The organism is Massilia sp. P1_C10 (genome assembly GCF_056406475.1).
Map to the genome: position 1 here is coordinate 286,793 of NZ_JBFUAC010000005.1, position 12,856 is coordinate 299,648.

6 protein-coding genes are annotated in these 12,856 nt (G+C 68.5%); 5 read left to right on the forward strand and 1 reads right to left on the reverse strand.

What is annotated here, in order from left to right; translation table 11 throughout:
• Positions 1 to 48 precede the first annotated feature (48 nt).
• Positions 49 to 2,913: an EAL domain-containing protein gene (locus AC1D02_RS13445; RefSeq protein WP_477317618.1), complete on the reverse strand. Its 2,865-nt coding sequence runs from the start codon at positions 2,911 to 2,913 to the stop codon at positions 49 to 51.
• Between the two features lie 523 nt (positions 2,914 to 3,436).
• Between AC1D02_RS13445 and AC1D02_RS13450 the strand changes: the two genes are divergently transcribed.
• The 5 genes from AC1D02_RS13450 (at position 3,437) to AC1D02_RS13470 (ending at position 12,849) form a co-directional block, all read left to right on the forward strand.
• Entirely contained in the window at positions 3,437 to 5,632 is a 2,196-nt protein-coding gene (locus AC1D02_RS13450; protein WP_477317621.1) for a sensor domain-containing diguanylate cyclase, read from the forward strand.
• A 42-nt stretch (positions 5,633 to 5,674) separates the two neighbouring features.
• A complete protein-coding gene (locus AC1D02_RS13455) occupies positions 5,675 to 6,403 on the forward strand; it encodes a substrate-binding periplasmic protein (RefSeq protein WP_477317623.1) in 729 nt (242 codons plus the stop codon).
• 171 nt (positions 6,404 to 6,574) lie between these two features.
• On the forward strand, positions 6,575 to 7,417 hold the full coding sequence (locus tag AC1D02_RS13460; RefSeq protein ID WP_477317625.1) for a DUF1906 domain-containing protein: 843 nt from the start codon (positions 6,575 to 6,577) through the stop codon (positions 7,415 to 7,417).
• A 53-nt stretch (positions 7,418 to 7,470) separates the two neighbouring features.
• Positions 7,471 to 8,394: a DUF4232 domain-containing protein gene (locus AC1D02_RS13465; protein ID WP_477317627.1), complete on the forward strand. Its 924-nt coding sequence runs from the start codon at positions 7,471 to 7,473 to the stop codon at positions 8,392 to 8,394.
• A 108-nt stretch (positions 8,395 to 8,502) separates the two neighbouring features.
• On the forward strand, positions 8,503 to 12,849 hold the full coding sequence (locus AC1D02_RS13470) for a DEAD/DEAH box helicase (RefSeq protein ID WP_477317629.1): 4,347 nt from the start codon (positions 8,503 to 8,505) through the stop codon (positions 12,847 to 12,849).
• The last annotated feature ends 7 nt before the right edge of the window (positions 12,850 to 12,856 follow it).

Sequence of the window (12,856 nt, forward strand, 5' to 3'; positions counted from 1 at the left end):
CCGGCGTGCAAAGGCGGGGTCAGGTCCGCCAGACCTGACCCATGCCGGCTAGGCGACCTTCGCGGCGCGCTTGCGCGCGTATGCGCGGAACGCCTCGTCGACCACCTGTTTCAGCTCAGCCGGGTCGTCCGACTTCTCGATGAACTTGTAAACCGCGCCGATATTGATCGCCCGGCGCGTGATGGCCGAATCGTCGTAGGCGCTGAGCATGACGCGCATGGTGGCGGGGTACATGCGGCGCACACGCCCGATGAATTCGATGCCGTCCATCGCCGGCATGCGCTGGTCGCACAGGACCACCGCCACATCGTGGCACGCCAGCAGCTCCAGCGCATGCGCCGGATCGGTCGTCGCGTGCACCACATACCCTTCGTTGCGCAGCACCAGCGCCAGGTATTCGACCATGTGCGGGTCGTCGTCCAGCACCAGCACCGCGGGCGCCTCGGGAGCGCGCGAGATCAGCTGGGGCGGCAGGCGGCGGTCCTCGCGCAGCAGGGCTTCCAGCTGCGCCGCCGGCAGCGGCCTGCTGAAAAAATAGCCCTGGACGATGTCGCATTGGCGGCTGGCCAGCAAGGCCAGCTGGGCCTCTGTCTCCACGCCTTCGGCCACCACTTCCAAGTGCAGGCTGTGCGACATGGCGATGATGGCGTCGGCGATCGCCAGGCTGCCGGCGTCGGTGGTGATCTCGCGCACGAACGACAGGTCGAGCTTGAGCCGGTCGATCGGGAAGCGCCGCAGGTAGCTCATGTTCGAATAGCCGGTGCCGAAATCGTCGATCGACAGCTCGACCCCGATCCGTTTCATGTTCTCCATCATCGGCACGCTCTGTTCGGGATCGGCCATCGAGATGCTCTCGGTTAGCTCGAGTTCGAGGCAGTGCGGCGCCAGGCCGCTGCGCTCCAAGGCGCGCCGCACGACGTCGGCCAGGTCCGATTGCGCGCACTGCTTGGCCGAGATGTTGACCGCCACCGGCAGCGGCGCCACGCCCGCGTCCTGCCACGCCTTGTTCTGCGCGCAGGCGCGGTTCAGCACCCATTCGCCGATCGGGATGATCAGGCCGGTCTCTTCGGCGAAGGCGATGAAATGCCCGGGACCGACCAGGCCAAGCTGCGGATGGTTCCAGCGCAGCAGCGCCTCGACGCCCACCACTTTGCCGCTGCGCAGGCTCACCTGCGGCTGGTAATACAGTTCGAATTCGTCGCGCGCCAGCGCCTGGCGCAGGCTCGCCCCAAGCTGCAGCTGCTCGCTGGCGCGCTCCTGCAGCGCCGCCGTGAAGAACTGGAAGCCATTGCGCCCGAGTTCCTTGGCGCGGTACATCGCGGTGTCGGCATGCTTGATCAGGGTGTCGGCGTCCTGCCCGTCCTGCGGATAGAACGCCAGGCCGATGCTGCAGCCGACCGTGACCGTGCGCCCGCCCAGCTCGACCGGCGCGGCGATCGTGTCGATCAGCTTGCGCATCTGCTCGGCGGCCTGCGATTCGGCGTAGGGCTTTGCCAGCGCGCCCTGGTTCAGCAGCAGCACGAATTCGTCGCCGCCGAAGCGCGCCACGGTGTCGCTGGCGCGCACGCTGGCGCCGAGGCGCGCCGCAACCTGCTTGAGCAGTTCGTCGCCCATTTCGTGTCCCAGGCTGTCGTTGACCAGCTTGAAGCCATCGAGGTCGAGGAAGGCCACCAGCACGCTGTCGCCGCCCCGCTTCGCGCCCGCGATGGCCTGCGTCAGGCGGTCGGTCAGCACGGTGCGATTGGCCAGCCCGGTGAGCGCGTCGAACCGGGCCTGGCGCGCCAGCTGGTCGGCATCGTTGCGCGCTTCGGTGATGTCGTTGAACACCCCGACGAAATGCTCGGCGTCGCCATCTTCGTTGCGCACCGGGGCCACATACACTTCGTTCCAGAACGGCGTGCCGTCCTTTCGGTAGCTGCGCACCACGGCGCGCGCCTCGCGGCGGTCGCGCAGCGCGGCGCGCAGCTGCAGCAGCGCCGGCTGGTCGACGTCGGCGCCGACCAGGAAGTCCGCGCTCATTCCAAGCGCCTCGGCGGCACTGTAGCCGGTGATCCGTTCGAAGGCCGGATTGACGTAGTCGACCGTCAGGTGCGGCGGCGTCAACCGGGCGATGATGATCGCGTTGAAGCTCGACTCGATCGCGCGCTCGCGCAGGTGCAGCGCCTGATTGGCCAGCTGCAGCTGGTCGGCGCGGTATTCGAGCGTCGCTTCCGACGCGCGCAGCGCCGCGCTCATGGTGTTGAACACCGACGCCAGCTCGCCGATCTCGTCGCGCGAGCTGGCCATCACGGTGACGTCGCGCCGGCCCTGCGCCAGCTGAAAGGCCGCCTCGGTGAGCTGCCCCAGCGGCGCGATGACCCGGCGCGACAGCCACGCGGCGAAGCCCAGCGCGAGCACCAGGCACACCGCTGCGACAACGCCGATGTTCTTCAGGGAGCGCTCGGCCTGGCTGACCAGTTCCGTATGCAGCGGTGTGTATTCGTAGACCAGCGCGCCGATCACGGTTTGCTGCGCGTCGCGGATCGGCACCGTCACCTGGCGGATATCGGCGGCGCCGCTGCGGGGCTTTTCGATCATCAGGCGCGGCACGCCGTCGCGCAGCGTGAGGGCGAGGACCGCGCGGCGATCCGGGTCGACCGGGTGGCCGATGTCTTCCTGGTCGGCGTCGGCGACGATGACCAGGTCCGGGCCGACGATTTCGAGATCGCGCTTCTCGCGCGCCGTCATCGCGGCGATGAAGTCCTGGAACTGTGCGGGACGCGCGTCGACGGCGACGCCGGCAACCTGGTGCGACGCCATCGCCGCCATGGTGGTGGCGAGGTTGCGCGCCTCCGACTCCACCGCCTGCTGGACGATTCCGCGCAGGCCGCCCAGCGACAGCGCGCCAACCGCGCCGACCGAAAGGAATACCACCAGGACAACAGAGGTGAGTTTTGTCGATATCCGCACAAATACCTTGATACTAATGGGAGTTTCCCTATGGTATCTCAAGCGCGCGCGCTTCGCAGTGCCCGCTTTCTACCACGACGGCCTGCAAAACCCCGCCGCCGCGGGCGCGGCGCGCCGGCGCCCGGCCCGTACTGTCGCAATTTTCGCGACAAAAAAGTGATCACCAGTTGCGCATCGACGACAGCGGCGCCAGAAAAGGTCGACAAACAGCGACCAACTAACGGTTTTACTTGCGCTACGGCAATATTCAGCGTATATTGCGGGCAAGCGTCACGATCCGCCCGTTTGCCGCCCCACACCTCGACCGACCACCGCCGTATTCCGGCACCGGCCCCCTCCCCGCCGAAACACGGTCCGCGGACAGACCCAGCACCACCCGATTCCGTTGTCTCACACGACCGCGCCGCGCGACCGGCGCCTTTCCACTTTCCCAATGGCGAACCACATACCATCATCCGTCCGGCAATTTGCCCCATCCGTTATCGTCATGCTCGTGTGCGCGCTGCTGACCTTCGGCGCGTTCGGCCTGCAGCAGCAGCTGATGCGCGAAAAGGTCTCGCTGCACGCCGGCGCCGACGCGGTCCAGTACCAGCGGACCCTCGAGCAAGGTATCCGCTCGTACGTTCAGCTGAGCCGCGACCTGGCCGGTTTTATCGTCGCCTCCGAGCACCTGACGGCAGCCAATTTCGACGCCTACGTGCGCAGCACCGACGTGCTGCGCGAGCATCCCGGACTGCGCTACATCGGCTACGTGCCGCGCATCGCGCGCGCCGCGCAGGGAGGCGGCGCCGATCCCGCTCACGCCTACCCCTACCTGTATGCGTATCCGCATGACGCCCGCACCGCCGCGGCCCAGGGAATGGATTTCTCCGCCATTCCCGAACGCTGGAGCGCGATGCAGCAGGCGCGCGACTCCGGCACATCGGCCGTCACGTCCCGGCATTTCTACGTCCACCCGATGGCGGCCGACGCTGCCCGCGTGCCGATCGTCGTCGTGTTCACCCCGATCTACGCCCTGGGCATGCCGGCGTCGAACGTGGCCGAGCGCCGCGCTGCCTTGCGCGGCTTCGTGTTTTCGATTTACGAAATCGAGCAAATGATCGATCGCGTCATGGGCCCGAGATTCGACGAGCTGTTCGACCTCGAAGTCTACGACGGCGACGCGGGCCGGCGTTCCCTCCTTTACGATGCCGACAAGCGGCCGCACGTCGTCATGAAGGACGCGGATTTCCCCGTCTCCCACCGCGCCGACCTCACGATCGGCGACCACACCTGGCAGATGTATTTTTTCTCGAAGCCGGCCTACGCCATGCGCTACGCCACCCGAGACGGCGCGACCATCCTCGTGCTCGGCCTGTTCCTCACTGCCGCCATGGGCTACGGCACGCGCAAGGCGATCGTCAATCTGCGTTCGCGCTCGCAGCGGCAGGCCGACGCACACCGCTTCGACGAAGTGTTCCAGAACCATCCGTCGGCGGTCTACGCGCTCGACCTGCAGCGCCGCTTCGTCAACGCCAATGCCCACGCGCTCAAGGAATTCAACATGGCGAAGGAAGACCTGATCGGAAAATCCGTCTCCGACCTGGTGGTTCCCGAAAACGAGGCGCGCGGGCGCGAGCTGTTCGAGGAGGTCGTGCGCGGCAATACCGTCTCCTTCGATTCGGCCCTGATCGACGGCGCCGGCGCGCGCATCGACGTGTGCGTCATCATGATCCCGGTGAGGCAGGACGGCCGCGTCACCAGCGTGCTTGGCATCGCCGAAAACGTCACCGAAAGGAAGCTGGCCGAATGGCGCCTGACGGAGTCGAAGCGCATGCTGCAGCTGGTGATCGACCACCTTCCGCAGCGCGTGTTCTGGAAGGATACCGATCTCAGGTTTCTTGGCTGTAATGAGGCCTTGTGCCGCGATGCCGGGCTGACGCATCCCGACCAGATCGTCGGCAAGACCGACTTCGAGCTGGCCTGGCGCGCCAACGCCGAGGCCTATCGGAGCGACGACCGGGCCACCCTGGCCAGCAACGTGGCCAAGATCAATTACGAGGAGCCGCAGGATCGCGAGGATGGCAGCCAGAGCTGGCTTCGCACCAGCAAGATCCCGCTGACCGACATCCAGGGACGCACCGTCGCCGTGCTCGGCTTGTACGAGGACATCACGGAACGCAAGATGATGGAACGGCGGCTGCAGGAAATGGCCCATACCGACAGCCTGACCGGGCTGGCCAACCGCGCCTACTTCCATCATCAGCTCGAGCGCACCGTCGCCCGGGCCCGGCGCAACGGTGCGACGTTCGCGCTGATGTACCTGGACCTCGACAAGTTCAAGGCGGTGAACGACACGCACGGTCACGAAGTAGGCGACCGGCTGCTGAAGGGGTTCGCGCAGCGGATCAAGGGCGTGCTGCGCGAAACGGACATCGTGGCGCGGCTCGGCGGCGATGAGTTTGCCCTGACCATCGAAGACCTGGCCGCCCGCGCCGCGGCCCATGGCATTGCCGCCAAACTGGTCGCGGCCATGCAGGCGCCGTTCGTATTCGACGGCATCGAGATCGCTGTCGGCACCAGCATCGGCGTGGCGTTCTCCGCGCCGGATGTCAGCGCCAAGGAGCTGGTGCGGCGCGCCGACCAGGCCATGTACCGGGCCAAGCACGGCGGGCGCAATCGCTTCGAGGTCGACGCCAACTGACAAGCGACGTTAGAATATGGAGGAACCACGACGAGGACCTACTTGCGCATTGTTGACCTGACCCGCCTGTGCTTGCTGGCCGCCTGTGCGGCCGTATCCACTCACGCCGCCGCCACGGTGAAAATCCTGGTGGACGCCAGCACCGCCATGCCGATGGCGCAATTCCACGACGCCCGTCTGACTGGCGGCATCCACCGCGACCTCGGCATCGAGCTCGCGCGCGAACTGGGCGAGCCGGCGAGCTTCCTGGTGATGCCGAGGAAGCGCATCCCGGTCGCGCTGCAACGGGGCGACGGCGACCTGGCGTGTCATTTCCTGCCCGAGTGGCTGCCCGGTGATTTCGCCTGGACCGAACCGTTCCTGCCCAACGCCCTGCTGCTCCTGAGCGATGCGCGCACCGCTCCGGTCGGCCAGCTCCAGGATCTGCGCGGCCAGCCGATCGGCACGGTGCTGGGTTTCGCCTACCCGGACGTGGAACGCGAACTGGGCGCCGGTTTCGTTCGCGACGACGCCGGCGACGCCACGCAAAACCTGACGAAGTTCGCGATCGGACGCTCGCGCCACATCCTGACCGGCGAGGTGTTCCTGAACTACCAGCACCGCGTCCACGGGGCTGCGCTCCCCGCGCACGAGCCGCTGGTGGTGCGCCGCTACAAGGCCGCCTGCGCGGTGTCGCGCAAAAGCCGCTTCACGGTCGAGGCGATCAACCGGGCCATCCGGCGGATCCAGAAAGACCACCGGCTCGCGGCGATCTACGACAAATATCGCTGACGCGCAATTTCGCGCCCCGTGTAAATTTCCTATGGTAAATTCTTTTCCGCAACACAAAAAATGCGGGAGCTGAATTTGCACACGGAACGGCCGTGAGGCGGGTCCGAGGGTTTCGTTGGTGGGTGCGCGTGCGGCTCCTGAAGTAGTTAATGACAAAAGGAGACGTCAACGATGCAAGCCTTGTCCCGTTCACCGGCAGCCTCCCTGCTGCCGTCCGTATTACTCGCTTCCTGCGCCCTGTTCGCGGCCCTGCCGGCCCACGCCTATCCCGGCGGCGGCGCGGCCTTCAACGGCAAGGGCTTCGACACCTGCGCCGCGCCCTCGACCGCGCAGATGCAGTCCTGGTGGACCAGCACGCCGTGGAGTTTCGTCGGCATTTACGTCGGCGGCAACACGCGCGCCTGTTCGCAGCCCAACCTGACCTCGGCGTGGATGAACACCACCAATACCCAGGGCTGGCGCCACCAGATGATCTGGGTCGGCCCTCAGGCGCCCTGCACTACCTTCGCCAACCGCATCAGCCTCAACACGACGACCGCCTACCAGCAGGGCGTGGCCGAGGCGAACAGCGCGTATACGGCCCTGATCAACCTGGGCATCACCAACAGCGCGGCCGGCACGCCGATCGTGTACGACATGGAAGGCTACACCAACGACGCCGGCTGCCGCGCGGCGGTCAAGTCCTTCATGCTGGGCTGGACCGACCAGCTGGCGGTGGCGCCGGCGCAGGTGGCCGGCGTGTACGGCTCGGCGTGCAATTCCTACCTGAGCGACCTGGCCACCATCGCGCGGCCGCCGGCCTACATCTGGGCCGCGAACTGGGACCTCAATCCATCGACGGCGACCATGTCCTGCATCAGCGGAACGATCTTCTCGAACCACCAGCGCCTGAAGCAGTACCAGGGCGACCATAACGAAACCTGGGGCGGCGTGACGCTCAATATCGACAGCAATTGCGCCAACGGCCCGATGGCGCCGACCGGCGGCTTGAACGGCGCCAGCGTATGCAACTAGCGCGCCTTCAACCTCGAAATCCCGTCATGATCCCATTCTCAGGAGCGCCATCAATGTCAACTCGTTCGAAATTCGCCGGCGGCCTGTCCGCCATGTCCGTTCTCATGCTGTCGCTGGCCGGCCAGGCGCATGCCGCGCAGCCGGTGCCCTGGCTGAACCAGCCGGCGGCGCCCAAGGCCGCGGCGACGCCCGCCGCGCCCGGCTTCACCCATCCCTGCTCCGGCGCCGACCTGGCTGTCGCCGCGGGACCTGCGGGCGCGTATCGCGGCCACGCCACGCAGGAGATCCGCCTCACCAATACCGGCGCCAGCGCCTGCCACCTGCCCGGCTTCCCGAGCGCGCAATTGCAGCCGGTGGGCGAAGCGCCGCAGACGGTCGGCGCCAGCGACATCGCGCCGCAGCTGCAGACCGAGCGCGTCGAGCTGGCGCCCGGCGAATCGGCGCTGATGCTGATGGGGACCCCGGGTTCGTGCGACGCGGCGGCCAAGCCGCAGCGCAAGGTCAGCAGGCAAATGCAGCTGGCCTTGCCGGGCGGCGGCGTGAAGGTGCTGAACGGCGTCCATGTCGATACCCTGTGCGGTCGCGCGTCGGTGATCCGCTTCCACCACGTGCAGAACGACGGCGCGGCGAAAGCGGCAGCGCCGGCCGGGCAGCTGGCCGGCGCCCTGAGCGCGGGCGACGACGCGGTACGGGGAGGCACGCTGGCGTACACGGTGACCTTGTCGAATCCGACCGCCGCGCCGGTGTCGCTGGCGTCCTGCCCGTCGTACACGCAGTCGCTGTCGGCCGACGGCAAGGCTGCCGCCACCACGCTGCGGCTCAATTGCGGCGCGGCCGGCGGTCAGATCCCGGCCAAATCGAGCGTCAGCTTCGAGATGCAGGCGCAGGTGCCGGCAGACTTCGCGGCCGGCAGCATGAAACTGAGCTGGAAGCTGGAAGACGGCCCGGGCGTGGGCAAAATCCTCAACCTGCGCTAACCACAGCTGCAAATGGGGTCAGGTCCGCCGGACCTGACCCCATGTTTCCCGCCGCTTGCGACATAATGGTAGCCTTGCCCTTTGCCCGGCCGCCCCCATTTGCAAGCCATGAACAAGCGCGTTCCCGTCGACAGCGTCTGGCGGAACTTCCACCCTGCCGTCGCCGCCTGGTTCGGTGCGACCTTTCCGGCCGCGACCGAGGCGCAGTTGCGCGCGTGGCCGCTGATCCAGGCCGGCCGCACCACCCTGGTGGCCGCGCCGACCGGCTCCGGCAAGACCCTGACCGCCTTCCTCGCCGCGATCGACGCGCTGGTGCGCGAAAGCAGCGAGGCGCCGCTGCCCGACGAAACCCAGGTGCTGTACGTGTCGCCGCTCAAGGCGCTCTCCAACGACATCCGCGTCAACCTGCAAGGTCCGCTCGAAGGCATCGGCCGCCAGCTCGCCGCGATGGGCCTGCCGGAACACGGCATCCGCACCGCCGTGCGCACCGGCGACACCACCACGGCCGAACGCAACGCGATGCGCAAGCGCGCGCCGCACATCCTGGTCTCCACGCCCGAATCGCTGTACGTCCTGCTCGGCTCGGACAGCGGCCGCGCCATGCTGTCGACCGTGCGCACCGTGATCGTCGACGAAATCCACGCCGTCGCCAGCAGCAAGCGAGGCAGCCATCTCGCGCTCAGCCTGGAACGGCTGGCCGCGCTGTGCCCGCGCCCGCCGGTGCGGATCGGCCTGTCGGCCACGCAGAAGCCCCTGTCGCTGGTGGCCGACTTCCTGCGCGGCGGCGGCGCCGGCTGCGACGTGGTCGACGTCGGCCACGTGTGCGCGCGCGACCTCGCGCTCGAACTGCCGCCGGTGCCGCTCGAAGCGATCATGCCCAACGAAGTGTGGGAGCGCGTCTACGACCGCATGGCCGAACTGGTGGTGCTGCACCGGACCACCCTCATCTTCGTCAATACGCGACGCATGGCCGAACGCCTGGCGCGCCACCTCGGCGACCGGCTCGGCGCCGAACACGTGGCCGCGCACCATGGCAGCCTGGCCAAGGAATACCGGCTGGTGGCCGAACAGCGACTGAAGGCCGGCGACCTGCAGGTCCTGATCGCCACCGCATCGCTGGAGCTGGGCATCGACATCGGCGACGTCGACCTGGTCTGCCAGGTCGGCTCGCCGCGCAACATCGCCTCGCTGCTGCAGCGCGTGGGCAGGTCCGGCCACCAGGTCGGCGGCATGCCCAAGGGCCGCCTGTTCCCGACCTCGCGCGACGACCTGATCGAATGCGCCGCGCTGCTCGACTGCGTGCGCCGCGGCGAGCTTGACGCGCTGCGCATTCCGCAGGCGCCGCTGGACGTGATGGCGCAGCAGATCGTCGCCGAAGTGGCCAACCGCGAATGGGGCGAGGACGAGCTGTTCGAATTGATTCGCCGCGCGCATCCCTACAATCAGCTCGAACGCGCGAACTACGACGCCGTGCTGCGCATGCTGGCCGAGGGCTACACCACCCGCAACGGTGTGCGCGGCGCCTACCTGCACCGCGACGCCGCCACCCGTTCGCTGCGCGGCAGGCGCGGCGGCAAGCTCGCAGCGGTTACCTCGGGCGGCACCATCCCGGACAACGCCGACTACACCGTGCTGCTCGAGCCGCAGGGCCAGTCGGTCGGCACCGTCAACGAAGACTTCGCCGTCGAGAGCCTGGCCGGCGACGTATTCCAGCTCGGGAACACCTCGTACCGCATCATGCGCGTCGAAGCGGGCAAGGTGCGGGTCGAGGACGCGCACGGCGCCGCGCCCAACATCCCGTTCTGGCTGGGCGAGGCGCCGGGACGCAGCGACGAGCTGTCGGCCGGCGTGGCCCGGCTGCGCGGCGAGATCGACCATCAGCTGGCCGACGGCCCCGATGGCGAAGCGGCGCTGGACCGCGCCGTCGCGTGGCTCGACGAGCACCTAGGCCTGAACGAGGACGCCGCGCGCCAGATCGTCGACTACCTGGCCCGCTCGCGCGCCGCGCTGGGCGCGCTGCCGACCCAGGACACGCTGGTGATGGAGCGCTTCTTCGACGAGTCGGGCGGCATGCAGCTGGTGCTGCACACGCCGTTCGGCAGCCGCATCAACCGCGCCTGGGGCCTGGCGCTGCGCAAGCGCTTCTGCCGCAGCTTCAATTTCGAGCTGCAGGCCGCGGCCACCGAAGACGCGATCATCCTGTCGCTGTCGACCGCCCACAGCTTCCCGCTCGATGAAGTGTGGCGCTACCTGCGCGCGGCCAGCGCCGAACACATTTTGGTACAGGCCCTGCTCGACGCGCCGCTGTTCAATGTGCGATGGCGCTGGAACGCCACCACCGCGCTGGCCCTGCCGCGCTTCACCGGCGGACGAAAGGTCGCGCCCCAGCTGCAGCGCATGAAGAGCGACGACCTGCTGGCCGCGGTATTCCCCGACCAGGCCGCGTGCCTTGAAAACGTGGTCGGCGAGCGCGAGCTGCCAAGCCATCCGCTGGTCGACCAGACCATCGACGACTGCCTGCATGAGGCGATGGACAGCGAAGGCTGGCTGGCCCTGCTGCGCCGCATCGAGGCCGGCGAAATCCGGCTGCTGGCGCGCGACCTGCCCACGCCGTCGCCGCTGGCGATGGAAATCCTCAACGCGCGGCCGTACGCCTTCCTCGACGACGCGCCGCTGGAAGAGCGCCGCACCCAGGCCGTCATGAGCCGGCGCTGGAGCGATCCCGCATCGACCGACGACATGGGCGCGCTCGATGCGGACGCCATCGCCGGCGTGGCCGACGAAGCGTGGCCGCAGCCGCGCGGCATCGACGAAATGCAGGAAGCGCTGGTGGCGCTGTCCTGCGTGACCAGCGAAGAAGCGGTTCGCAACGAAGGCTGGGCGGCGTGGCTCGATGCGCTGGCCAGGAGCGGCCGCGCCACCCGCCTGCGCGGCGCGGCCGCCGACCTGTGGGTGCCGCTGGAACGGCTGGACTGCCTGCAGGCCGCCTATCCGGACGCGGTTGCATCGCCCGCGCTGGACATCCCCGACAGCCATCGCGGCAACGGCGACGAAGCATGGACGCGCGACGCCGCGCTGGTGGAAATCCTGCGCGCGCGCCTGACCGGCTTCGGGCCGCAGCCGCTGGGCGCGATCGCCGCGAGCCTGGCGCTGCCGGAATCCACGGCGACCATCGCGCTGACCCAGCTGGAGAGCGAAGGCTACGTCATGCGCGGCCGCTTCACGCCCGGCGCCGCGGACGAGGAATGGTGCGAGCGGCACCTGCTGGCGCGCATCCACCGCTACACCATCAAGCGGCTGCGGCGCGAGATCGAACCAGTCGAGCGGCAGGATTTCATGCGCTTCCTGTTCGACTGGCAGCACCTGTCGGAAGGCACGCAATGGCACGGCGACGACGCGCTGCCTCAGGTGCTGGCGCAGCTCGAAGGCTACGAAGCGGCGGCCGGCGCGTGGGAAAGCGACCTGCTGGCGCTGCGGCTGCGCGACTATTCGATTCTCGGGCTGGACGACTTGTGCCGCGCGGGGAAGCTGGTGTGGACGCGCGTCGGCGCGCCGCGTTCGGCCGCCGGCGGTCCGGTGCGCAGCACGCCGATCGTGCTGCTGCCGCGCCGCCAGACCGCGCTGTGGCATTCGCTGCCCGGCCCGAACGGCCCGCCGGAGATTTCGCCGCGCGCCACCTTCGTGCTGGAAGCGCTGCGGCGCGACGGGGCGATGTTTTTCGACGAACTGCAGCAGGACACGCGGCTGCTGCCGGTGGAACTGGAAAACGCGCTGGGCGAACTGGTATCGACCGGCGTGGTGAACGCCGACAGCTTCGCCGGCATGCGCGCGATGCTGCTCCCCGCGAGCAAGCGCGCCAGCAACGACAAGCGCAAGCGGCGCGGCGCCGGCCCCACGATGGAGGAAGCGGGACGCTGGGCGCTGGTGCGGCGCGGCGACGCCGAAGCAGTGCCCGAACCGGTGGCGGGCAAGCCCGCCCGCAAGCCGCGCACCGCGCCCGAAACGCTGGAATACGTCGCCATGACGCTGCTGCGCCGGTATGGCGTGATGTTCTGGCGCCTGCTCGAACGAGAAGCGGCGTGGCTGCCATCGTGGCGCGAACTGCTGCCGGTCTACCATCGCCTCGAAGCGCGCGGCGAAATCCGCGGCGGGCGCTTCGTCGCCGGCTTCTCCGGCGAACAGTTCGCGCTGCCCGAGGCGATTCCGCTGCTGCGCGAAGTGCGGCGGCGCGCGCATGACGGCGGCCTGGTGTGCATCTCCGGCGTCGACCCGCTCAACCTGTGCGGCACGCTGCTACCGGGCGACAAGGTGCCGGCCATCGCCGGCAACCGCGTGCTGTTCCGCGACGGGGTGCCGGTGGCGACCATCGTCGCCGGCAAGATCAACTATCTCGAGGACCCCGGCGCCGAGCGCGAACTGCTGCACGCGCACCTGGTAGGACGCCCGCACCGGTGACGCGGGC

What these genes read in the sequence shown, in the direction of transcription:
- AC1D02_RS13470 (WP_477317629.1), top strand. Translation starts at nt 8,503, where the DNA reads ATGAACAAGCGCGTTCCCGTCGACAGCGTCTGGCGGAACTTCCACCCT.
- AC1D02_RS13460 (WP_477317625.1), top strand. Translation starts at nt 6,575, where the DNA reads ATGCAAGCCTTGTCCCGTTCACCGGCAGCCTCCCTGCTGCCGTCCGTA.
- AC1D02_RS13450 (WP_477317621.1), top strand. Translation starts at nt 3,437, where the DNA reads ATGCTCGTGTGCGCGCTGCTGACCTTCGGCGCGTTCGGCCTGCAGCAG.
- AC1D02_RS13465 (WP_477317627.1), top strand. Translation starts at nt 7,471, where the DNA reads ATGTCAACTCGTTCGAAATTCGCCGGCGGCCTGTCCGCCATGTCCGTT.